This is a genomic window from Comamonas sp. MYb396 (assembly GCF_037479555.1).
Taxonomy (GTDB): Bacteria; Pseudomonadota; Gammaproteobacteria; order Burkholderiales; family Burkholderiaceae_C; genus Comamonas.
This window is the reverse complement of sequence record NZ_JBBGYU010000002.1, coordinates 298,299-321,215: the sequence shown is the minus strand read 5'-3', so window position 1 is coordinate 321,215 and position 22,917 is coordinate 298,299. Positions and strand designations below refer to the sequence as shown.

The window sequence follows — 22,917 nt, the reverse complement described above, 5'->3', positions numbered from 1 at the left end:
CGCCAGGTTCTTTGAACCTGTAGCTCAGTGCCAGAGCTCCGGAAGTGTTTCACCAAACCCTGGTCGCAGCCCAGAGGTGCTCACCGTATCCCGCCCTACCAAGTCATCGCTGTCATACAGCGGTGTGAAGATAAAGAAGAGAGCTAAGAGATGTCGCAATACAACGAAATGCAAGTGCCTAATGGCGTGCCCGTGAAGATGTGGACCAACGGCGTGCCGGTCGAGGCCGAAGCGCAGAACCAGCTGGCCAATATCTCGCGCCTGCCGGTGGTGTTCAAGCACGTGGCGGTGATGCCTGATGTCCACTTGGGGATTGGTGCCACCATCGGCTCGGTGGTGCCTACGCTGAAGGCCATCATCCCGGCGGCGGTGGGGGTGGACCTGGGTTGCGGAATGATGGCTTGCAAGACCACGCTGACGGCCAGCGATCTGCCCGACAACCTGGCGCCGATCCGCGCTGCGATCGAGCGGGCGGTGCCCGTGGGTATGACGCCCAAGCGCTATGGCCGCGACAAGGGAAGCTGGGAGACGCCGCCTGAGGAAACCGATGCCGCCTGGACGGTGCTGGTGAAAGAGTTCGAGGAGATCTGCGAAGCGCACCCGCGCATGAAGAACACCAACAACTACAAGCACCTGGGAACCCTGGGGTCCGGTAACCACTTCATCGAAGTCTGTCTGGACGAGAACCAAGCCGTGTGGATCATGCTGCACTCGGGCTCGCGCGGGGTGGGGAACGCCATTGGCACCCACTTCATCGAGCTGGCCAAGAAGGATGCCGAGCTGCACCAGCGCAACCTGCCCGATAAGGACCTGGCCTACTTTGAAGAAGGCGCCGCCTACTTTGGCGACTATGTCAAAGCGGTGGGTTGGGCGCAGAAGTTTGCGCGTGCCAACCGCGAGGTGATGATGGTCCGCGTGATCCATGCCTTGCAGAAGGTGATTAGCAAACCGTTCGAGACGCACCTGGAAGCGGTGAACTGCCACCACAACTATGTGCAACGCGAGACCCACTTTGGCCAGGAGGTGTTTGTGACCCGCAAGGGCGCCGTGAGCGCCCGCCAGGGTGAGCTGGGCATCATCCCGGGAAGCATGGGGGCCAAGAGCTTTATCGTGCGTGGTAAGGGCAACCCCGAGAGCTTCAACAGCTGCAGCCACGGCGCCGGTCGCACGATGAGCCGGACCAAGGCCAAGAAGCTGTTCACCGTCGAGGACCAGATGCGCGCCACCGAAGGGGTGGAATGCCGTAAGGATGCCGAGGTGATCGACGAGATCCCCATGGCCTACAAGGACATCGACGCGGTGATGGCGGCGCAGAGTGACCTGGTGGAGGTGGTGTACACGCTCAAGCAGGTGGTGTGTGTGAAGGGGTAAAAAGGGCGGCGGCCCTGGGGCCGCAACCCTGAGGAGAAGGGTGATGAAGAGCAATAAGCAACGTCGACACGAGATCAAGCAGCGCCGTTGGGCGCGCATGGAGGCGCAGCGCGAAGCAGCGTTACGCCCAGCCATGCCGCATGGCGCCTTGGCGGCTGATGTGCAGCGCCTTGAACTGATCCACGGCGCGCCTTTTTGGCTCCCCGGTTACTACGTCGATATCAGCTACCGCTGCTGTGATTGCGGTGCAGCCTCAGTCTGGACCGCGCAGGACCAGAAATGGTGGTACGAGCAAGTGCAAGGCAGCCTGTATGCCAGTGCCAGCCGCTGCAAGGACTGCCGTGCCCGGCACCGCGCCTGGCGCCAAAGCCATTGCGATGCGGCGGAGATGGCGGCTTTGCGTTCGCTATGGCGTGACCGCCCCGATGCGTCTGCCCGTGCCCGTGTGCATGCCGCCTTGCAGTCCAAGGCGCCGGATCTGCGCAGCCTGGCAGCGCAGGCCCTCGCCTGGTGGTGGGTGCAGTTTGGTGACAAGCCCGCGCATGCGCAGCTGGAGGCGCTGAGCCTGGAGCGCAGCTGGGCGCCGCGCATCGACCGCATCCTGCGGCGCGAGCTGGAGCTGCGCCCCGGCGTGCATCGCGTCTGCCGAGTAGTTACCTATCCCCGCGTGACCATGGGCGCTGCGCTGTCCGGCCACTGAGCCAGCGCAGGTAAAAACCGAAGAAGAAAACAGTGAGAGGGAAACGATTCCAATGCAAACCGCAAGCCAATGGATAGAAAAGGGGCTGGTCGAGATCGACGGCTCGCAAGGCGAGGGCGGCGGCCAGATGCTGCGCACAGCGCTGGCGCTGTCGGTCATCACGCAAAGGCCGCTGGCGATGCACAGCATCCGGGCCAGGCGCTCCAAGCCGGGCCTGATGCGCCAGCACCTGGCCTGTGTGCAGGCGGCGCAGACCATCAGCGAGGCACAGCTGTCGCCCATCGCTGCGGGCGTGACGGAGCTGCAGTTTGCGCCGGTGACGCTCAAGGCCGGGGACTACCGCTTCCCGATCTCGGGCGCGGGCAGTGCCATGCTGGTGCTGCAGACGGTGCTGCCGGCGCTGCTGATGGCCGATGGCGCGAGCACGGTGCAGCTGGCGGGCGGCACCCACAACCCGCTGGCGCCGAACTCCCATTTCATCGAGCGCGCCTATGCACCCTTGGTGGCACGCATGGGGGCAGGGCTGGACCTGCGCCTGCGCCGCTTTGGCTTTTACCCGGCGGGCGGTGGCGAGGCGCTGGCCTGCATCAGCCCGGCAGCGCAAGGGCTGCAGCCTTTTGACCTGCTGGCGCGCGGCATGCTGCAGCATGTGTCGGTGGAGGCGGTCTGCGCGGCCGTGCCGCGTGGCGTGGCGATGCGCGAGTTCGATGAGCTGGCGCGGCTGACCGGTTGGGACCGGCGCGCGATGGAGCTGCTGCCGGTGGGCCAGGAGGAAGGCCCGGGCAATCTGCTGCAGGCCACCTTGCGCTATGACCATGTCACCGAGCTGTTCTGGTGCCTGGGGGCGCACGGCGTATCGTCCGAAGCGGTGGCGCGCAAGCTCTGCCAGGACCTGCGCGATTACCAGAAAAAGCCCGATGCCGCTGTCTGCGCCTACCTGGCCGACCAGCTCTTGCTGCTGCAGGCGCTGGCCGTGTGGCAAAGCGGCCAGCCTGCAGCCTTCAGCTGCAGCGAGGCCAGCGCGCACCTGCACAGCAATATGGCGGTGATTGCGCAGTTTCTGCCGCTGCGCATGTCCATCGAGACAGCCAGCGCGCCAGTGGTGCGGATTGCTCCGCTCTAGCACCGCTCTAGCGCAACGCATGGGGCGCTGGGCGGGCTGGCTAGTACAGCCCACCTTCGAGCGCCTGCATGCCATGGCGCAGGCGGGCCTTGTTGCAGGCCTCGCTGCCGGTGGCAAACTCCCGGCAGGGCGAGGGGCGCCATTCATAAATACCGCAGGCGGCTTGCTGGCCAATGGTGCCGGTCAAGGCCGCGCAGCGTGGGCGGGCATAGTCGGTGCCGCGCATGCGGCAGGTCGAGTCGTTGACCTCTTCGGCCAGGCCCGAGGGCACACGGCCGCCGTTGCTGTCGCATTCATGGACGGAAAAATCAACGCGAAAGCTGGCGCAGCAGGCGCCGCAACTGAGGCAGGGATGGGACATGGGGCATGGGCGTTGTTTGGCGGCTATTGTAGTTTTGCGCCGCTGAAAGCCACAAAAAAGCCCGCTGGGTGAGCGGGCTCGGGCTGCGGTGCAGAAGGCGCCAGGCTTACTTGGCGGCCAGCGCTTGCTTGATCCAGCCGTCAAACTTGGCCTGGTGGTTCTTGATCCAGGTGTCGGCATGGCGCTGGATATCGGCGGTCTTGTTTTCGCCATTGCGCATCAGCAGGTTCTGCGCGGTGATGTCCTCGATGGGCACCTGCATCAGCGCAAACAGCTTGGCGGCGGCCGGGTTGGCGTCGGTCCATTTCTTGTTCGCGAGGATGTACTGGTTGTTCACCTTGAAGCCATAGTTCTTGCCGTTGGGCAGGCGGGTGTCGTCATCGCCCTTGGCATTGGGGATGTTGGGCACCTGCAGCCAGACGACATCCTGGCCGGGCTTGAGCACGCCGTTGACCCAGTAGGGGGTCCAGACATAGTAGAGCACCGGCTTGCCCGATTGGTAGCGGGCGATGGTGTCGGCAATCAGCGCCGCATAGTTGCCCTGGCGGTGGGTCACGCTGCCTTCCAGGCCCAGGCCCTTGAGGTGCTTGTTGATCGCCAGCTCGCAGCCCCAGCCGGGGTTGCAGCCGGTCAGATCGGCCTTGCCGTCGCCATCGGTGTCAAACAGCTTGGCGATCTTGGGATCCTTGAGCTGCATGATGTCGGTGATCTTGTACTTCTCGGCCGTGGCCTTGTCGATCAGGTAGCCCTGCGCCGCATTGGTCGAGAACATGCCTTCGCGGTAGAAGACCTTGGCGCCGCCATTGCGCTCATAAAACTCCTGGTGCAGCGGAATCCAGTGGTTGGCCATGAAGGTGGCATCGCCCTGGCCGACCACCACGTGCTCGGTGCCGTTCTCCAGCCCCTTGGGGTCCTTGACGGTGTAGCCGAGCTTTTCCAGCGCGCGCGAGACGATCAGGGTCTGGAACATCTCCTCGTCCACGGTGCCCAGCAGCGGCAGCACATCCTTGCCCTTGCCGGGCAGGTCTTGCGCCTGGGCGACGGGGCCCCAGGCCATCAGCGCGATGGCGGCGGCGCAGGCCAGGTGGACGGGGCGATTGAGGCGGTTTTTATCAGTCATGGTCTTCTCCTTGGATGGATACGCGATGCACCCGATGTGCACCGAGAGGGAACATGGGCAGCCCTGGGGCAAGACGGCGCCCGGCCGGTGGTGCCGGCTGGTCTGTGTGCAGCTTGCGGGGGGCTTGGGGCTGCGCAGCGCTGGCGCTGCAGCGGTGGGCATGGCGGCATGCCCAGGGGGAAAGGCACCGGCCCGGCAAGGTCCTGCCGGGCGGGTGCTGCAGGCAGGCTTATTGCGCCTTGGCGGCGTCCAGCGCCGTCTTGATCCAGCCGTCAAACTCGGCCTGGTGGGCCTTGATCCAGCCGTCGGCATGGCGCTCGATATCGGCAGGCTTGTTCTGGCCGTCCTTCATCGCCAGGTTCTGCGCGTTGATGTCCGCGACCGGCAGCTTCATGATCGCAAACAGCTTGGCGGCCGCTGGGTTGGCTTCGGCAAACTTCTTGTTGGCGACGATCTTCTGGGTGTTGAGCGGGAAGCCGTAGTTCTTGCCGTTGGGCAGCGCAGTCTTCAGATCGGCCTGGTTGCCGGGCAGTGCGGTGAACGGCACTTGCAGCCAGACGACATCACGGCCAGGGCGCAGCTCGGCGCTGACCCAGTACGGCGTCCAGGTGTAGTAGAGGATGGGCTTGCCGGACTTGTAGCGGGCGATGGTGTCGGCCATCAGCGCGGCATAGGTGCCTTGCACATGGGTGACGGTGTCGCGCAGCTTGTAGGCCGTCAGCTGGTGCTCGATCGCGCCCTCGCAGCCCCAGCCGGGGGTGCATCCTGTCAGGTCGGCCTTGCCGTCCCCATCGGTGTCAAACAGCTTGGCGATCTTGGGGTCCTTGAGCTGCTCGATATTGGTGATCTTGTGCTCGTCGGCGGTCTTCTTGTCGATCAGGTAGCCCTGCACGGCACTGGTCGAGTACTCGCCTTCGCGGTAGAGCTTGTCGGCGCCGCCGGCATTCTTGTAGAAGTCGGCCTGCAGCGGATCCCAGTGGTCGGCCATGTAGGTGGCGTCGCCGTTACCGATCGCCACGTGGGCGGTGGCGTACTCCACCTCGCGGATGGGCTGCACGTCATAGCCGAGCTTTTGCATGGCCTTGTTGACCAGCAGGGTCTGAAAGGTCTCTTCGGCGATCGAGCTTTGCAGCGGCTGGACCTTGATGCCCTTGCCGGGCAGGTCCTGGGCCACAGCATGGCCGGCGGCGGCCAGGCCAGCGGCCAGCAGGCTGGTGGTCAGCAGGCTTTTGACCATGCGGGTGGGGGCCGCGAAGGCCTGCCAGGAATGGGGGGTGGATGTCATGGATGCTCCTTGTTAGGGGTTCGGCGCGGGCGCAGTGCGCGCCGCCGATCAATGTGCAAATGGGGCCAAGCGGGTGGGCAGGGCAGCGGGCGGTTGCGGCTGCCCTGGCTGGGCTTAGGCGGCAGGCACGGCGTCCTGGCCGGGCTGCGTGGATGCCTGCGCCTGCTTTTGGGCCGCTGCCTGGGGCAGGGGCTTGGGCGCAGGGCTGGCTTCTGGCTTGTGCAGGGCGCGGGCGATGAGGCCGGCCGGGCCGGTCTGCCACCAGTGGCGCACGCCACGGCGTGGCTGGCCCATGGCCTGGGTGATGCGGTCGAGCAAAATAGCCAGCAGCACAATGCCCAGGCCGCCAACAGTGGCCAGGCCCATGTCCAGGCGGCCAATACCGCGCAGCACCATCTGGCCCAGGCCGCCCACGGCGATCATCGAGGCAATCACCACCATCGACAGCGACAGCATCAGCGACTGGTTGATACCGGCCATGATCGAGGGCATGGACAGCGGCAGCTGCACCTTCCACAGCAATTGCAGAGGCGAGGCGCCATAGGCACGGCTCGCCTCGATCAGGTCAGGGCGTACCTGGCGGATACCCAGGTTGGTCAGGCGCACCAGCGGTGGCAGCGCAAACACGATGGTCACCACGACGCCTGGCACATTGCCAATGCCAAACAGCATCACCACCGGCACCAGGTAGACGAAGGCCGGGGTGGTCTGCATGGCGTCCAGCACCGGGCGGAAGAACTTCTGTGCCCGGTCGCTGCTGGCCAGCAAGATGCCCAGCGGCAGACCGATGATGATGCAGAAGGCCAGCGAGGTCAGCACCAGCGACAGGGTGACCATGGCCTCGTGCCAGATACCCAGCATGCCGATGATCAGCAGCGACACCACGGCCCCAATGGCCAGGGCACCGCCGGCAAATTGCCAGGCGATCAGCGCCAGGATCGCCACCATCGCGAGCATCGGGATGGCGGTCAGAAAATGCTCCACACCGGTGAGCGTGGCGTCAATCGGCGCGCGCACGGTCTGGAAGAAGGGGCGGAAATTGGCCACCACCCAGGTCAGGCCGCTGTTGATCCAGTCCTGCACCGGCAGGCTGCCGTCCCAGAGCTGGCTCAGGTGGAAACCGCTGTCATGGGCGGCCTGCGCATGCTGCGCGGCAGCCTGGGCTGCGTCCGCGGTCTGGCCCACGGCGTCGGGGCCGCCCAGCCAGTCGGTGTTGCCCGAGACATTGCCCACGGCAACCCAGGGGTCGTCCACCGGTGCGGCCTGGGTGGGTGCTGCAGCGGCGTCCGTAGCGTCGGTGGCGGTCCATGCGGTGGCCGCACTCGAGCTGGTCGATGCGGTATCGGCCCAGGGGTCGGCCGCAGCAGTGTTCTGGGCGATGGTCAGCGTGTTGTCGGTACTCATGCGGCACTCCTGTTGTCGTTGTTGTCGGTATTGGCGGCTTCAGCGGCAGCGGCCTCGGTGGCCGCCTGCATGGCGATCACCGCAGGGTCGGTCGGCGGCACCGGCGGCGTGTCGCGGTCCAGGAAGCGCAGCAGGGTGTTCTTGCTGATCGCGCCGACAAAGCGGCCATCGGCACGCAGCACCGGCAGCGGGCAGGGTGCCTGCGCAACCTGGCCAAACAGATCGGCCACCAGCGCGTCTTCGGCAATGGGCTCGACCTTGTCCAGGTAGGCATGCTGCAGACCCAACGGGCCGACATGGCCCTTCAAGGCATTGCGCAGGGATTCGGTCGAGACCGTACCCAGGTACTGCTTGCGGGGCGAAACGACATAGGCAAAGTCCCGGTCCTCGTCCTGCAGCAGTTGCATTGCGGCGCGCGCACCGCGCTGGTCGCTTTCCTTGACGATGGTGATGCCACGGCGCGCGATATCGGCGGCCTTGAAGACGGCTGCAGCATCCACGCCCTGGATAAAGGCGCGCACATAGTCGTTGGCAGGGTTGCGCAGAATGTCGTCAGGCGTGCCGACCTGCTGGACCATGCCGTCCTTCATGATGGCAATGCGGTCGCCAATGCGCATCGCTTCGTCCAGGTCATGCGAGATGAAGACGATGGTGCGGCGCTTGATCTCCTGCAGGCGCATCAGCTCGGACTGCATTTCGGTGCGGATGATCGGGTCGAGCGCCGAGAAGGCCTCGTCCATCAGCAGGATCGAGGGGTCCGATGCCAGCGCACGGGCCAGGCCCACGCGCTGCTGCATGCCGCCAGACAGCTCATCGGGGTAGCTTGCGCCCCAGCCGGCCAGGCCCACCTGCTCGAGCGCTTGCTCGGCAGCGGTCAGGCGCTCTTCGCGAGCCACGCCGGCCAGCTCCAGGCCGAACGCGGTGTTCTCGACCACGGTGAGGTGGGGCATCAGCGCAAAGGACTGGAACACCATCGAGATGTCCTTGCGGCGCAGTGCGCGCAGCTTGCTGTCCGACAGCTGGTTGATGTCCTGGTCATCGACGACGATGGCTCCGCTGGTGGGCTCGATCAGGCGGTTGAGCATGCGCACCAGGGTGGACTTGCCCGAGCCCGACAGGCCCATGACGACAAAGATCTCACCGGCTTCGATGGTGAAGTTGGCGTCAAACACGCCGATGGAGTTGCCGGTCTTCTCCATGACTTCTTGCTTGGTGGCGCCTTTGCGCACCAGCTCGAGCGCGGCTTTTGGGGAATCTCCGAACACCTTGAAGACGTGCTCGATACGGATTTGTTTGGCCATGTGTGGCTCCTCCCTAAGTTGTAGTGGCTACAACGCTGAAGACGCCCCTGAAGGGCGTCGTCCAGCACGGGACCGTCAATCTCTCAACCCTGATGCCGATAGCTGCGCCTGGCTGTCGAAGCGACAACCATGGCAAGCCCTCGTGGGGTGGGCAGGACACGCAATGTGACCAACAATTTCTGCCTGTACCGGGCGTGCATGCCAGCAGCGATGGGCTTCAGGGTCGAGCCAGGTACAGGGTCTCTCGTGCGCATTGAAACCCGATCGTTTCAATCACGCGAGCGCGGCGGACACTGTAAAAAGGCCACCACGCCGGGGCATCAGGGCCGGGAATATTCCGGCCTGTTGACGGACTTTGGCGTGGCGCCAAAGACCCGACGGAGACGATCCGCGCCTGTCAGAAAGGCACGGATTACCTGCGTTGCAGGTTGTAAAACATCCTTTAAGTATACGTATTGGAAATATAGAAGTCAAAAAAAGCGGGTTTCATCCGGGCGAATTTAGCGCTCAACGCGGCCATTTGCAGCATCTGATTTCTGTGTTGCTACTTTTTTAATAGCAATAAAAAACCAAATATGGTCGGATCAAGCGGTCAGGGCTTTGCATGAGCAGGAAACATCTAGTTTCAATTTTATGCGAAGCCAATGCAGAAAAGACCCCGATTTTGGCAATTGCGCACCGATCACGTTGCTTGTGCTGTGGATGCTGTCTTTTAAGGGTAAATGACTACTGATATATGAAAACCAAGGGCTGCCATGTAGGAATTTTTCGCCAATACGGATCACCAAAGCGCCCATGAAAAAGCCCCGCACGGGGGCGGGGCTGGGGGGCGCGTAGCGGCTGCTGGATCAGTGGCTGTCCTTGTGCGCAGGGCCTGCGGGGTGCAGGATGCGGTCGGTCCAGGCGATGGCCAGCGCGGACAGCAGGAAGACCACATGGATGATGGTCTGCCACATCAGCACCTTCTCGCTGTAATTGGGCGCATTGATAAAGGTCTTGAGCAGGTGAATGGAGCTGATGCCGATGATGGACAGGCCCAGCTTGACCTTGAGCACCGAGGCGTTCACATGGCCCAGCCATTCGGGCTGGTCCGGGTGGCGGTTGAGGTGCATGCGGCTGACAAAGGTCTCGTAGCCGCCGACGATCACCATGATCAGCAGGTTGGAGATCATCACCACATCGATGAGGCCCAGCACCACCAGCATGATGATGGTCTCGTTGAGCGCCGTGATCTGGACATCGGGCGAGTAGCCCACCGAGGTGACGAGGATGCGCAGCGCGGTATCACTGCCAAAGGCCGCTTCAACCAGGTGCAGCAGCTCGACCAGGAAATGCCAGACATACACCAGCTGGGCAACGATCAGGCCCAGGTAGAGCGGCAGTTGCAGCCAGCGGCTGGCAAAAATCAGCGCCGGCAAGGGGCGCAAAGGAGCATTTTGAGGGAGAGACATGGTGGAGGGGGTAGTGGAGAGAGTGCCCTGCAGCAGGTTTGGAATCTGTGTTTCGGCCGTCCATCGCTGAGGTCCGTGCCAGCCTGTCCGGATGCTGGCTCAGCGCGTGCGGAAATGCCGCTAAAAAGAGCGTCGCGCATTGTAGCCAGCGCCCTGCGTCTGCAGTGTGGCGATTGGGAAAATTCCTTGTCTGGATCGGGTGGTTGGTTTTGTCTATCGCAAGCGGTGGCAGCCAGTGCTGCGTTGTCAGATGCCTGTAAGTGCGCCGGTCCACAGTAGCAGCGATTTTCATACCTACAATGTTTGCAAAGGAGACCCACCCATGACAGCCCCAGCCCAAGGAACCATTGAATCCGTTCTGGTCGAAAACCGCGTATTTCCCCCACCCGCCAGCCTGTCTGCCACGGCCCGCGTCGGCAGCATGGAGGCCTACCAGGCGCTGTGCGCCGAGGCCGAGTCCGACTTTGAAGGTTTTTGGGCGAAACGTGCCCGCGAGCATGTGCAGTGGACCAAGCCCTTCACCGAGGTGCTGGACCAGAGCCAGCCGCCGTTCTTCAAGTGGTTCCAGGATGGCGAGCTCAACGTCAGCGCCAACTGCCTGGACAAGCACATCGGCACGCCGGTGGAGAACAAGACAGCGATCATCTTTGAAGCTGATGATGGCCAGGTGACCAAGATCACTTACCGCGAGCTGCTGGACAAGGTCAGCGCCTTTGCCAATGCGCTCAAGGCCCAGGGCGTGCAAAAGGGGGACCGGGTCCTTATCTATATGCCGATGACCGTCGAGGGCATTGTGGCGATGCAGGCCTGCGCGCGCATTGGTGCGACCCACTCGGTGGTGTTTGGCGGCTTCTCGGCCAAGGCGGTCAATGAGCGCGTCATCGATGCCGGCGCGGTGCTGATCATCACCGCCAACTACCAGATGCGCGGCGGCAAGGAGCTGCCGCTGAAGGCGATTGTCGACGACGCACTGGCCATGGGTGGCTGCGACACCGTCAAGAAAGTGCTGGTGTTTGAACGCACCCAGACGGCCTGGAACAAGGTCGACGGCCGGGATGTGAGCTTTGGCGAGGCGCTGGCCGGCCAGAGCAAGGAATGCGCGCCGGTGCCGGTGAATGCCGAGCATCCGCTCTTCATCCTGTACACCAGCGGCTCCACCGGCAAACCCAAGGGTGTGCAGCATGCCAGCGGCGGCTATGTGCTCTGGGCCAAGATGACGATGGAGTGGACCTTTGATCTGAAGCCCAGCGATGTGTTCTGGTGCACGGCCGATATCGGCTGGATCACTGGCCACACCTATATTGCCTACGGCCCGCTGGCCGCTGGCGCGACCCAGGTGGTGTTCGAGGGCGTGCCGACCTTCCCCAATGCCGGGCGCTTCTGGCAGATGATCGAGCGCCATGGCGTGTCGATCTTCTATACCGCCCCCACGGCTATCCGCTCGCTGATCAAGGCGGCTGACTCGGACGACAAGGTACATCCTCGCAACTGGAACCTCAGCAGCCTGCGCATTCTCGGATCGGTGGGCGAGCCCATCAACCCCGAAGCCTGGATGTGGTACTACCGGAACATCGGCGGCGAGCGCTGCCCAATTGTCGATACCTTCTGGCAGACGGAAAACGGCGGCCATGTGATCACGCCGCTGCCGGGTGCGACGCCGCTGGTGCCGGGCTCCTGCACCCTGCCGCTGCCGGGCATCATGGCCCAGATCGTCGATGAGACCGGCAAGGAGCTGCCCAACGGTACCGGCGGTATCCTCGTGATCAGCAAGCCCTGGCCGTCGATGATCCGCACGATCTGGAACGACCCCGAGCGCTTCAAGAAAGCCTATTTCCCCGAAGAGATGGGCGGCAGCATCTACCTGGCCGGCGACGGCGCGGTGCGCGATGCCAAGACCGGCTACTTCCGCATCACCGGCCGCATCGACGATGTGCTGAACGTCTCGGGCCACCGCATGGGCACGATGGAGATCGAGTCGGCCCTGGTCGCCAAGACCGACCTGGTGGCCGAGGCGGCCGTCGTGGGCCGGCCCGATGACATGACGGGCGAGGCGATCTGCGCCTTTGTGGTGCTCAAGCGCTCACGCCCGACTGGCGACGAAGCCAAGCAGATTGCCAAGGAGTTGCGCGACTGGGTGGCCAAGGAGATCGGCCCGATCGCCAAGCCGAAGGACATCCGCTTTGGCGACAACCTGCCCAAGACGCGCTCGGGCAAGATCATGCGCCGGCTGTTGCGCTCGATCGCCAAGGGCGAGGCGATCACGCAGGACACTTCCACCCTGGAGAACCCGGCGATCCTCGACCAGCTGTCCGATACGCACTGACCGGTAAATGTCAACAAATGGCGCGCTGGAGCCTTCCAGCGCGCCAAGCTGTTGTTAAAGCTGAAGAACCGCTAGGAAATTGCCAGCATTGGCTGACAAGCGCTGGTGCATGGACCGTGCTATGGTCTATGCGTTCCACTATTGCCATCAAAATCCACTATGCGCAGCATTCTTCTTCTCATCATCGCCGTGCTCATCGGCGGCCTGGCGGCCCTCAACTGGGAGGTGCTGTCCACCCCGTCCGAGGTCAACCTGGGCCTGACCACCATCCACGCCCCGCTCGGTGTGCTGATGCTGGCGCTGACGGTGCTGCTGTGCGTCATCTTCATCGCCTATGTGCTGTCCTTGCAGGGCTCGGTCATGCTGGAGGCGCGCCGCCACAACAAGGAGATGACGGCCCAGCGTGAGCTGGCCGACAAGGCCGAGGCATCGCGCTTTACCGAGCTGCGCCAGGTGCTGGAGAGCCAGCACGCCGCTGGCCAGTCGGCACTGCTGGCCCGCCTGGCAGAGCTGGAAGCCCACCTGGTGGCCCGTGCCCAGGAGTCGGACAACAGCAATGCCGCTTACCTGGGCCAGATTGAAGACCGCATGCGCCATGTCGAGCCGCCGCGCAATACGTTCTGAAGGACGCACTTGCGCAGCCAGCAAAAAACCACCTCGCGAGGTGGTTTTTTCATGGGAGTGGGCCGGCAGGCCCGACCTGCATGCGAGGCGCTCTTTACTTGAGGGTCAGCACCCAGTCGGCCAGTTTCTTGGCATCGGCTTCGCTGACCTGGGTGTTGGCGGGCATGGGCACGGGGCCCCAGACGCCGGCGCTGCCCTTGATGATCTTCTGGGCCAGCATGTTGGATGCGCCGGGCTGGCCTGCAAACTTGGCGCCAATATCTTTGAATGCGGGGCCCACTACTTTCTTGTCGACCGAATGGCAAGCCATGCAGTTCTTGGATTGGGCCAATGCCTGATCAGCCCACGCAGGTGCGCTGGCCGACAAGGCCAGTGCCGTGGCAATCAGAATACGGTTCATCGTGTTATCTCCTTAGCGCATGAGGTACATTAATTCTAATGGGTCGCTGCATAGGACTGCGGGGGCGCCAGGATGTTCCACAAGTTTGCATTCTTTACGGGCTTTACGCCACCGACATACAAGGGGCCAAAGCGGATGGAGAGACCATGTATTTTCTGATCCTGGGGATCATTCTGCTGTTGTTGAAGTACCTGGAGATAGGCCCGGTGGCGGCCTGGTCCTGGACTGCCGTGCTGGCCCCTTTTGGCCTGGCTGCGCTGTGGTGGGCCTGGGCCGACTGGTCGGGCTACACCAAGCGCAAGGCGATGGAGCAGGAGGTGCTGAAAAAAGAGCGCCGCCTGCAAAAATCCAAGGAAGCGCTGGGCCAATCGACCCGCCGGCGCCGCTGACAGCGGCTGCTGGGGCACCAACCGCCGACGAGGCGGTTTTTTTCTGCCCGCCCGCTGCCCCTACGGCCTTTACTGGCTGGAACCCGAGTGTCTCCGTCATTTGCCCAGCTGCGCGATAATCATCGCTCACATCGGCGTGCACTCAAGAGGTTCTCGCCAACTTGCCCGCTGGCCCTGGCGTATATCCAGGCCCGCACTATGCAAGACAGGCCGCATTCTTATTGTTTACTGATTCGTACACCACGATGCCCGCATACCGTTCCAAAACCTCTACCGCCGGTCGCAACATGGCTGGTGCCCGCTCCTTGTGGCGTGCCACCGGCATGAAAGACGACGATTTCTCCAAGCCCATCATTGCGGTGGTGAACTCCTTTACCCAGTTCGTTCCGGGCCATGTGCACCTGAAGGACCTGGGCCAGCTCGTCGCCCGCGAGATCGAAGCGGCAGGTGGCGTGGCCAAGGAGTTCAACACCATTGCCGTCGATGATGGCATTGCGATGGGCCATGACGGCATGCTGTACTCGCTGCCCAGCCGCGAAGTGATTGCCGATTCGGTCGAATACATGGTCAACGCGCACTGCGCCGATGCCATGGTCTGCATCTCCAACTGCGACAAGATCACCCCCGGCATGCTGATGGCTGCGATGCGCCTCAATATCCCCGTGGTGTTTGTCTCGGGCGGCCCGATGGAAGCGGGCAAGGTGCGCCTGGCCGTGCCAGCGGCTGACGGCAGCAAGACCATCCAGATCAAGAAGCTCGACCTGGTCGACGCGATGGTGATGGCCGCTGACAGCAATGTGAGCGATGCCGATGTGGCCGAAGTCGAGCGCTCGGCCTGCCCGACCTGCGGCTCCTGCTCGGGCATGTTCACCGCCAACTCGATGAACTGCCTGGCCGAAGCGCTGGGCCTGGCCCTGCCAGGCAATGGCACCGTGGTGGCCACCCACTCGGACCGCGAGCAGCTGTTCAAGCGCGCAGGCCGCCTGATCGTGGAGCTGGCCAAGCGCTACTACGAGCAAGACGAAGCGACCCTGCTGCCCCGCGCCGTTGGCATCAAGGCCTTCGAGAACGCGATGACCTTGGACATCGCGATGGGCGGCTCGACCAACACCATCCTGCACTTGCTGGCGATTGCGCAAGAGGCGGACATCGATTTCACGATGACCGACATCGACCGCATGTCGCGCACCGTGCCGCAGCTGTGCAAGGTGGCGCCCAATACCAACAAGTACCACATCGAAGACGTGCACCGCGCAGGCGGCATCATGGCCATCCTCGGTGAGCTCGACCGCGCCGGCAAGCTGCACACCGATGTGCCCACCGTGCATGCCAAGACCATGAAGGACGCGCTGGACCAATGGGACATCGTGCGTACCGAAGACGAGGCCGTGCGCACCTTCTACATGGCGGGCCCGGCCGGCATCCCCACCCAGGTGGCTTTCAGCCAAAGCACGCGCTGGCCCAGCCTGGATCTGGACCGCGCCGAAGGCTGCATCCGCTCCTACGACCATGCCTTCTCCAAAGAAGGCGGCCTGGCCGTGCTGCGCGGCAATATCGCGCTGGATGGCTGCGTGGTCAAGACCGCCGGTGTTGATGACTCGATCCTGGTGTTCGAAGGCTCGGCCCATGTGGTCGAGTCGCAGGACGAGGCGGTGGAAAACATCCTGAGCGACAAGGTCAAGGCTGGTGATGTCGTGATCGTGCGCTACGAAGGCCCCAAGGGCGGCCCCGGCATGCAAGAGATGCTCTACCCGACCAGCTACATCAAGTCCAAGGGCCTGGGCAAGTCCTGCGCACTGCTGACCGATGGCCGTTTCTCGGGAGGTACCTCGGGCCTGTCGATTGGCCACTGCTCGCCAGAGGCAGCGGCTGGAGGCGCGATTGGCCTGGTGCAAAACGGCGACCGTATCCTGATCGACATCCCCAACCGCACCATCAATGCGCTGGTGAGCGACGAGGAATTTGCCGAGCGCCGCGAAGCGCAAGATGCGCTGGGCTGGAAGCCTGCCAAGCCCCGTCCACGCAAGGTGTCCACCGCTTTGAAGGCCTATGCCAAACTGGTGACCTCGGCCGACAAGGGCGCGGTGCGCGATATCTCGCTGCTGGACTGAGCGTCCTTCGCCTTCCATGAAGAACCGCCCCAGGCGCAAGCCCGGGGCGGTTTTTTCATGGGGCAAGTGGGACAGATGGGGCAAACAGGGCGGACATCAGCGCACTTGCCCTGCCGCCACCAGTTACCAGTGCAGGCAGATCTTGCCAAAGTGCTGCGCGCTGATCTGGTGCGCAAAGGCATCGGCGATTTTCTCCAGCGGGTAGCTGCTGTCGATGATGGGGCGCAGCGCCAGCTGCTCCAGCGCACGCACCAGGTCTTGCTGCTGCTCGCGGCTGCCGACGATCAGGCCTTTCAAGGTCTGCTGCTTGCGCATCAGCTCCACAGTGGGCACAGCGCCGGCAAAGCCGGTCAGCACACCAATCAGCGCAATATGGCCGCCAGGCGCGCAGGCGCGGATGGACTGGGGCAGCGTGCCGGGGCCGCCCACTTCGACGACGATATCGGCACCGCGACCGCCGGTGGCCTGCAGCACCGCATCGCCCCATTCGGGCTGGTCACGGTAGTTGATGACGGTGTCGGCGCCCAGGGCACGCAGGCGCTCTGCCTTGGCGGCGCTGGAGGTGGTCGCAATCACCTTGGCGCCCATCGCATGGGCCAGTTGCAACGCAAAGATGGAGACGCCGCCGGTGCCCAGCACCAGAACGGTTTGCCCCGCCTCGATGCGGCCGTCAACCACCAAAGCGCGCCAGGCCGTGAGGCCAGCGGTGGTCAGGGTGGCGGCTTCCTCATGCGTATAGCCCTTGGGTGCATGGGTAAAGGCCGTGGCGGCCATCGTGACCTGCTCGCGCGCAAAGCCGTCCACGCCATCGCCGGGCACGGTAGAAAAGGTGGAGGGCACCTGCTTGCCCGATTGCCACAGCGGGAAAAAGCAGGACACCACGGCGTCGCCGACGGCAAACTCGGTCACGCCTTCGCCCACGGCCGTGACCACACCGGCGCCATCGGCCATCGGGATGCGGCCATCGGCCGTGGGCGAGCGCCCAGCGGCAATGGCCAGGTCGTGGTAGTTGAGCGAGCTGGCATGCAGGCGTACCTGGATTTCGCCGGCGCGGGGCGCGGCAGGTGCTGGCAGGTCGACCAGCTGCAGGTGGTCCAGGCCACCGGGGGCGGCAACTTGTATGGCTTTCATGGCGTTTCTCTTTCCTGGGTTGCTATCACGTTGAAGAGCGGTGAAGGCTGCACGGCGCAGCCACCCGGCCATCATGCAAGCGCCAGGCTCAGAAAGCCAGAACCAACATATTTGTGGTCTAGTATTAAAAATGTAAGCAATGCATGGGCATTGGCTTGGCGCTAGGATGGCACCCTGGTCGACTGGCTCGGTGGAGAGAATATGAAGCGTTTGAACAGCAAAAGTGGTTGCGCGGTGGAGGTGACCTTGTCCGTCATGGGCGGCACCTGGAAGCCGATTGTGCTTTTCCATCTGCTCCATGGCACCAAGCGCTTCAGCGAACTGTCCCGGGCCATTCCCAATGTCACCCAGCGCATGCTGACCCTGCAGCTGCGCGAGCTCGAAGAGGCCGGCATTGTTGCGCGCACCGTTTATGCCGAGGTACCGCCGCGCGTGGACTATGCGCTGACCGACATGGGGCGCAGCCTCAAACCGGTGCTGATTGCGATGCGCGACTGGGGCATGGACTATGCGCAATCCCAAGGGCTGCAGGACGAGGCGCCAGGCGTGCAGGCCAGCTGCGCGGCCTAGTCCTAGGTCCCCGCTCGGGAGGATAATTCTCCTCTCTGATGTTGCGTGCCCACCTGCCATGATGTCCCGCTTTCCCATCCTGCGCGCGTTTGCGCTGCTGTCCGCGCTGTTTTGTCTGGGCCTGGCGTTGGCCGGCGCTGTGACGGCGCAAGCGCAGGAGCGGCGCGCCTACCCGAGCCAGCCGGTCAAGCTGGTGGTGCCTTTTGCGCCGGGCGGCTCGACCGATATCGTGGCGCGCCTGCTGGCCGATGCGATGCGCGAGCCGCTGGGCCAGCCGGTGGTGGTGGAGAACAAGGCCGGTGCCGCCGGCCTGATTGGCGCCGAGGCGGTGGCCCGTGCCCAGCCCGATGGCTACACCGTTGGCGTGGGAACCATCAGCACCCTGGCCGTCAATACGGTGATGCTCAAATCGGTGCGCCGCGATCCGCTGCAAGCGCTGGCACCGGTCATGGCACTGGCGCAGATTCCGTCGGTGTTCTCCACCCATCCCAGCCTGGGGGTACACGACCTGCAGGGCCTGGTGGCTACGTTGCGCGCCAAGCCCGAGCACTACACGATCGGATCGGCGGGTGTGGGCTCCATCGGCCACCTGATTGCCGAGGCGATGAATGAAGCGCTGGGCGTGCGCCTGCGCCATATTCCCTACAAAGGCCAGGGCCCGGTGATCAACAGTGCGCTGGCCGGCGAGACCCAGGTGCTGAGCGACCAGTACCCCTCGTCGAGCAGCCTGGTGCAATCGGGGCGGCTGGTTCCGTTTGCCGTGGCTGCACCTCAGCGGCTGCTGGCGCTGCCGGACGTGCCGACCTTGGCAGAGGCCGGCTACCCCGCGCTCAACCGCCTGGCCATCACCTGGTTTGGCCTGGTGGCGCCCGCTGGCACGCCGCCGGCCGTGGTCGACACCCTCAACCGCGCAGCGCAAGAAGCGATGCGCCAACCGGCCGTGCAGGCGCGCCTGGATCAGCTCGGTGTGGTGCCCATGGGCGGCAGCCCGCAAGAGTTTGCGCTGCTGATCAGCGATACGCGCGCCCAGATCCAGCAACTGGTGCAGCAGCGCAAGCTGGTGCTGGACTGAGCGTTTTGAAAAGCGCAGGTAAAGCGTGATTTGTGCTTTCCAAACCACTGGCAGTTTCGGGAACGTTGATCTACAATCGGCCAACTTTTTTATCAGGAGTAACCCTGTGGACTTACCGAGTTGTTGGCCAGCGGCCAACCGACCACAGGCAAGGTAATCGCAAACGCCCCAGCTTTGCGCGCTGCCTTGCCCAACCAGGCGGGCAGCTGTCAGGCGCCGTAGTTTTTTAGACCTACGCGCCTACGGCATCCCATTCGATCTTCCAGTCTTGCCCCGTGGCGAGTGCCTTTGTTGCGCGCTGCCATGCCGGGTGTGGGAGCTTTTCATGCCACTGCGTATGTCTTCGCTGGCCCCCTTGCGCGCACTGCGGCGCAAGGCTGCGCCATGGGCCATCACGCCTTGCTGCGGTCTGGGCTTGCCCTGCCGCCTGCAGCGCCAGCTCGCGACCATGCTGCGCCGCCGCGCCCCGGTGGGCAAGGGCGCAGCGCAGTCCTGCTCGGCATCGGCTGCGCTGGACCCCTTCAGTCGCTGACCTTTCTTCTGTCTGAGGTGCATATGTGCGGCCGCACTGCAGCGGCAGCGCAGCTGCACGCCTGTATTGCTTGCAGACGCCATGCGGCGCGGATCAGCCGCGCCCCTGGCTGGGAGATGGGTCATGTTGAACCTGCTGAAGAATGGATTCGTCAACTTTCTGCGCTCGCGCCACTGGGGCGTGCATTTCCGCCGCTTGCCCATGTTGGAGCAACTGGCCCAGACGCCGGTGGATGCCGGTATTTCCAAGGCCATGGGCGAGCGGCTGCGCGACGCCGCCCATGCCCCTGAACAGGTATTGCTGCACAGCCTGAACACCAGCCGCCAGGGCCTGGACGATGCACAGGTGCAGCAAGCCCGTGCGCAAGCGGGCTGGAACAGCATTGCGCAGGACCAGGCCATGACCCGCAGCGAGCACCTGTGGCTGTGCTTTCGCACGCCTTTCAACCTGCTTCTGACGGTGCTGGCCGCCGTCTCGTGGCTGACCGGCGATACCAAGGCCACGGTGGTGATCGGCAGCATGGTGGCGCTGGCCACCGGCCTGCGCTTTTGGCAGGAGGGCCGCGCCAATAAGGCCGCTGCCGGCCTGCAGGCCATGGTCTCCAACACTGCCGCCGTGCTGCGCCGCATGGCGCAGGATGAAGAGGGGCGGGCGCTGGATGCACCACCCTCGCGCCTGTCGGCATTGCAGGCCGTGCGCGAGCTGCCGGTGCGCGAGCTGGTGCCCGGCGACATCATCCAGCTGGCTGCCGGCGACATGGTGCCCGCTGACTGCCGCCTGCTGAGCGCCAAGGACCTGTTTCTGGCGCAATCGGCGATGACCGGCGAATCCATGCCGGTGGAGAAATTTGCCCAACTGCCCGATGGGGCACAGCACAACCCGGTGGAGCTGTGCAACCTGGTGTTCATGGGCACGAACGTGGTCTCGGGCGCTGGCCTGGCCGTGGTGCTGACCACCGGCAACCACAGCTACCTGGGCGCGCTGGCCGGCAAGGTCTCGGCGATGGACCGCAGCCCCACGGCGTTCCAGATGGGCGTCAACAAGGTCAGCTGGGTGCTGATCCGTTTCATGCTGGTGATGGTGCCGCTGGTCCTGCTGATCAATGGGCTGACCAAGGGCGACTGGACCGAGGCCCTGCTGTTTGCGCTCTCGGTGGCCGTCGGCCTGACGCCCGAGATGCTGCCGATGATCGTGACCGCCACCCTGGCCAAGGGTGCGGTGTTCCTGTCGCGCAAGAAAGTGATCGTCAAGCACCTGGACGCCATCCAGAACTTTGGTGCGATGGATGTGCTGTGCACCGACAAGACGGGCACCCTGACCGAGGACCGCATCTCGGTCGAGCGCCACCTCGATGCCTGGGGTGATGTGTCGCAGCATGTTCTGGATATGGCCTACTTGAACAGCTACTACCAGACGGGCCTCAAGAGCCTGCTCGATGTGGCCGTGCTCGCCCATGCCGAGCGCGCCCCGCTGGTCGATGCCTATGCCAAGGTCGATGAAGTGCCGTTTGACTTTGTGCGCCGGCGCATGTCGGTGGTGGTGAGTGACGCTGCCGGCATCGGCAAGATCATCACCAAGGGCGCGGTCGAGGAAATCCTGCAGGTCAGCAGCACGGTGCAGGCCGCAGGCGGCGTGCTGGACCTCGATGCGGGCCTGCGCAAGCGCATTGTGGCGACGGCCGAGGCGCTCAATGCCCAAGGGCTGCGTGTGGTGGCCGTGGCCACGCGCGATACCCAGGCCGGCCAGAGCAACTTTGGCGTGGCCGATGAAGCTGGCATGGTGCTGTGCGGCTTTCTGGCCTTTATCGATCCGCCCAAGGAAAGCGCAGCGCCCGCGCTGCAGGCGCTGGCCCGGCATGGTGTGCAGACCAAGGTGCTGACGGGCGACAATGCCGCCGTCACCGCCAAGGTCTGCGAGCAAGTGGGTATCACCGCGCAGCACATCGTGCTGGGCGGCGATATCGAGCAGATGGACGACCAGCGCCTGGCCCAGGTGGTCGAAGAAGCCCATATCTTTGCCAAGCTGAGCCCCGCGCACAAGGAGCGCATTGTGCGCATGCTCAAGGCCAATGGCCATGTGGTGGGCTTCATGGGCGATGGCATCAACGATGCCGCAGCGCTGCGCACGGCCGATATCGGCATCTCGGTGGACACGGCCGTCGATGTAGCCAAGGAAGCGGCCGATATCATCTTGCTGGACAAGAGCCTGATGGTGCTCGACCAGGGCGTGCAGGAAGGCCGGCGCACCTTTGCCAACATGCTCAAGTACATCAAGATGACGGCGAGCTCGAACTTTGGCAATGTGTTCTCGGTGCTGATTGCCAGTGCCTTCATCCCCTTCCTGCCCATGCTGCCGATGCAGCTGCTGGTGCAGAACCTGGTGTATGACTTCTCGCAGTCGGCGATCCCGTTTGACCATGTCGATCCCGAGCTGCTGACCCAGCCCCAGCGCTGGAACCCCGCCGATGTGGGCCGCTTCATGCTGTTCTTCGGCCCCATCAGCTCGATCTTCGATATCACCACCTTTGTCGTGATGTGGAAGGTGTTTGGCGCCAACACGCCTGAGCGCCAGGCGCTGTTCCAGTCCGGCTGGTTTGTCGTGGGGCTGCTTACGCAGTCGCTGATCGTGCACATGATCCGCACCATGCGCATCCCGTTTATCCAAAGCCGCGCTGCCTGGCCGGTGGGCCTGATGACCCTGGTGGTGGTCGCCATCGGCATCTACCTGCCCATGGGCGCGCTGGCCCCTTATTTCAAGCTGGAGGCCCTGCCTGGCCTGTACTTTGTGTTCCTCGTTGCCGTGTTGCTGGCCTATATGGGTCTTACGCAGGTCATGAAAAAGTGGTACATCCGTCGCTACGGCTGGCAATAAGCGCCATGAAAAATAACCATCTGCTAAGGAGGGCGCCATGCTCGAAGCGCTGAACTACACACAAGCCAATTCGCTGATCAACACGGCCATCAGCCTGGTCACCGCCTTTGTGCTGGGGGCGGTCATTGGCCTGGAGCGCCAGTACCGCCAACGCACGGCCGGGCTGCGCACCAATGTGCTGGTCGCCGTGGGCGCGGCCATCTTTGTCGACAGCGCCAACACCATTGCCGGGCCGGATGGCGCGGTGCGCGTGATGGCCTATGTGGTCTCGGGCATCGGCTTTCTGGGCGCCGGTGTCATCATGCGCGAAGAGGGCAATGTGCGTGGCCTGAACACCGCCGCGACGCTCTGGGGCTCGGCCGCAGTGGGCGCTGCCGCAGGCGCCGATCTGATCGTGCAGGCGGCCATGGGCACCGTGCTGGTGCTGGCGGCCAATACCTTGCTGCGGCCGCTGGTCAACGCCATCAACCGTAAGCCGCTGGATGTCGGCTCTACCGAGATGACCAATGCCGTGTTTGTCGTGGCCGAGCGCCTGCACCAGCGGCTGGCGCTGGCCATGCTGCAGGATGTGCTCGAGCGCGGCGGCTACCCGCCTGGCGACATCGACATCCAGCCCTTTGGCGAGGGCGAGGTCGTCATCGAAGCGACCTTGGCCGCGCAATCGGTGGAGGGCGAGGAGCTCGATGCGATGGTGCAGCAGCTGGCGGCCAAGCCGGGCGTGCGCCAGGCGTTCTGGAGCCCCAGCACGCGGGATTGATGAGGGCGCCAGGGCAGGTGC

Annotated in this window: 20 protein-coding genes; 12 read left to right on the top strand and 8 right to left on the bottom strand. The window is 64.0% G+C overall.

All coding sequences use genetic code 11. From position 1 onward, the window contains the following. Window positions 1-150 precede the first annotated feature (150 nt). From WH265_RS05640 to rtcA, 3 genes are read left to right on the top strand one after another with little or no spacing between them, the layout of a single operon-like run. A complete protein-coding gene (locus WH265_RS05640; protein ID WP_339557628.1) occupies window positions 151-1,371 on the top strand; it encodes an RtcB family protein in 1,221 nt (406 codons plus the stop codon). A gap of 43 nt (window positions 1,372-1,414) precedes the next feature. Continuing rightward, complete coding sequence (locus WH265_RS05635; RefSeq protein WP_339557627.1) at window positions 1,415-2,071, top strand: zinc-ribbon domain containing protein; 657 nt, start codon at window positions 1,415-1,417, stop codon at window positions 2,069-2,071. A gap of 52 nt (window positions 2,072-2,123) precedes the next feature. Continuing rightward, window positions 2,124-3,194, top strand: coding sequence for an RNA 3'-terminal phosphate cyclase (gene rtcA / locus WH265_RS05630; RefSeq protein WP_339557626.1), 1,071 nt, complete (start codon window positions 2,124-2,126; stop codon window positions 3,192-3,194). A gap of 40 nt (window positions 3,195-3,234) precedes the next feature. Here rtcA and WH265_RS05625 read toward each other — a convergent pair whose 3' ends face one another. The 6 genes from WH265_RS05625 to WH265_RS05600 form a co-directional block, all read right to left on the bottom strand. Further along, window positions 3,235-3,555, bottom strand: coding sequence for a YkgJ family cysteine cluster protein (locus WH265_RS05625; protein WP_339557625.1), 321 nt, complete (start codon window positions 3,553-3,555; stop codon window positions 3,235-3,237). A gap of 106 nt (window positions 3,556-3,661) precedes the next feature. Continuing rightward, window positions 3,662-4,675: a glycine betaine/L-proline ABC transporter substrate-binding protein ProX gene (proX, locus tag WH265_RS05620; protein ID WP_339557624.1), complete on the bottom strand. Its 1,014-nt coding sequence runs from the start codon at window positions 4,673-4,675 to the stop codon at window positions 3,662-3,664. Window positions 4,676-4,904: 229 nt separating this feature from the next. Further along, window positions 4,905-5,912 carry a glycine betaine/L-proline ABC transporter substrate-binding protein ProX gene (gene proX / locus WH265_RS05615; protein ID WP_339557876.1) on the bottom strand — a complete coding sequence of 336 codons (1,008 nt, stop codon included), beginning with the start codon at window positions 5,910-5,912 and terminating at the stop codon, window positions 4,905-4,907. Window positions 5,913-6,074: 162 nt separating this feature from the next. Next, on the bottom strand, window positions 6,075-7,364 hold the full coding sequence (gene proW, locus WH265_RS05610) for a glycine betaine/L-proline ABC transporter permease ProW (protein ID WP_339557623.1): 1,290 nt from the start codon (window positions 7,362-7,364) through the stop codon (window positions 6,075-6,077). Beyond that, window positions 7,361-8,665: a glycine betaine/L-proline ABC transporter ATP-binding protein ProV gene (gene proV / locus WH265_RS05605; protein ID WP_021027706.1), complete on the bottom strand. Its 1,305-nt coding sequence runs from the start codon at window positions 8,663-8,665 to the stop codon at window positions 7,361-7,363. The genes proW and proV overlap by 4 nt, the downstream gene beginning before the upstream one ends. Window positions 8,666-9,513: 848 nt before the next feature. After that, window positions 9,514-10,116, bottom strand: a complete 603-nt coding sequence (locus WH265_RS05600) for a TIGR00645 family protein (RefSeq protein WP_027011086.1) — start codon at window positions 10,114-10,116, stop codon at window positions 9,514-9,516. A 322-nt stretch (window positions 10,117-10,438) separates the two neighbouring features. On the opposite strand from WH265_RS05600, the gene acs reads away from it, so the two are divergent. Beyond that, the gene (gene acs, locus WH265_RS05595) at window positions 10,439-12,439 is read left to right on the top strand and encodes an acetate--CoA ligase (RefSeq protein ID WP_339557622.1); all 2,001 of its coding nucleotides are present in this window, start codon (window positions 10,439-10,441) and stop codon (window positions 12,437-12,439) included. A 159-nt stretch (window positions 12,440-12,598) separates the two neighbouring features. Further along, window positions 12,599-13,063: a hypothetical protein gene (locus WH265_RS05590; protein WP_021027703.1), complete on the top strand. Its 465-nt coding sequence runs from the start codon at window positions 12,599-12,601 to the stop codon at window positions 13,061-13,063. A 94-nt stretch (window positions 13,064-13,157) separates the two neighbouring features. Here WH265_RS05590 and WH265_RS05585 read toward each other — a convergent pair whose 3' ends face one another. Further along, entirely contained in the window at window positions 13,158-13,463 is a 306-nt protein-coding gene (locus WH265_RS05585) for a c-type cytochrome (RefSeq protein WP_021027702.1), read from the bottom strand. Between the two features lie 146 nt (window positions 13,464-13,609). Here WH265_RS05585 and WH265_RS05580 point away from each other — a divergent pair, with 146 nt between their 5' ends. Next, on the top strand, window positions 13,610-13,852 hold the full coding sequence (locus WH265_RS05580) for a TIGR04438 family Trp-rich protein (protein WP_312989235.1): 243 nt from the start codon (window positions 13,610-13,612) through the stop codon (window positions 13,850-13,852). Window positions 13,853-14,097: 245 nt separating this feature from the next. Beyond that, on the top strand, window positions 14,098-15,963 hold the full coding sequence (ilvD, locus tag WH265_RS05575) for a dihydroxy-acid dehydratase (protein ID WP_339557621.1): 1,866 nt from the start codon (window positions 14,098-14,100) through the stop codon (window positions 15,961-15,963). A 123-nt stretch (window positions 15,964-16,086) separates the two neighbouring features. Here the strand turns inward: ilvD and WH265_RS05570 are convergent, their stop codons facing one another. Then, window positions 16,087-17,094, bottom strand: a complete 1,008-nt coding sequence (locus tag WH265_RS05570) for a zinc-dependent alcohol dehydrogenase family protein (protein ID WP_339557620.1) — start codon at window positions 17,092-17,094, stop codon at window positions 16,087-16,089. A 201-nt stretch (window positions 17,095-17,295) separates the two neighbouring features. Between WH265_RS05570 and WH265_RS05565 the strand changes: the two genes are divergently transcribed. The 5 genes from WH265_RS05565 to WH265_RS05545 all read left to right on the top strand — a co-directional run bounded on the left by WH265_RS05565 (window position 17,296) and on the right by WH265_RS05545 (window position 22,896). Beyond that, window positions 17,296-17,664 carry a winged helix-turn-helix transcriptional regulator gene (locus WH265_RS05565; protein ID WP_165841233.1) on the top strand — a complete coding sequence of 123 codons (369 nt, stop codon included), beginning with the start codon at window positions 17,296-17,298 and terminating at the stop codon, window positions 17,662-17,664. A gap of 61 nt (window positions 17,665-17,725) precedes the next feature. Further along, window positions 17,726-18,736 carry a Bug family tripartite tricarboxylate transporter substrate binding protein gene (locus WH265_RS05560; RefSeq protein ID WP_339520857.1) on the top strand — a complete coding sequence of 337 codons (1,011 nt, stop codon included), beginning with the start codon at window positions 17,726-17,728 and terminating at the stop codon, window positions 18,734-18,736. Window positions 18,737-19,073: 337 nt separating this feature from the next. Beyond that, window positions 19,074-19,268, top strand: coding sequence for a hypothetical protein (locus WH265_RS05555; protein WP_312989232.1), 195 nt, complete (start codon window positions 19,074-19,076; stop codon window positions 19,266-19,268). A 123-nt stretch (window positions 19,269-19,391) separates the two neighbouring features. After that, window positions 19,392-22,139: a magnesium-translocating P-type ATPase gene (mgtA, locus tag WH265_RS05550; RefSeq protein ID WP_339557619.1), complete on the top strand. Its 2,748-nt coding sequence runs from the start codon at window positions 19,392-19,394 to the stop codon at window positions 22,137-22,139. Between the two features lie 37 nt (window positions 22,140-22,176). Beyond that, a complete protein-coding gene (locus WH265_RS05545; RefSeq protein ID WP_339557618.1) occupies window positions 22,177-22,896 on the top strand; it encodes an MgtC/SapB family protein in 720 nt (239 codons plus the stop codon). The last annotated feature ends 21 nt before the right edge of the window (window positions 22,897-22,917 follow it).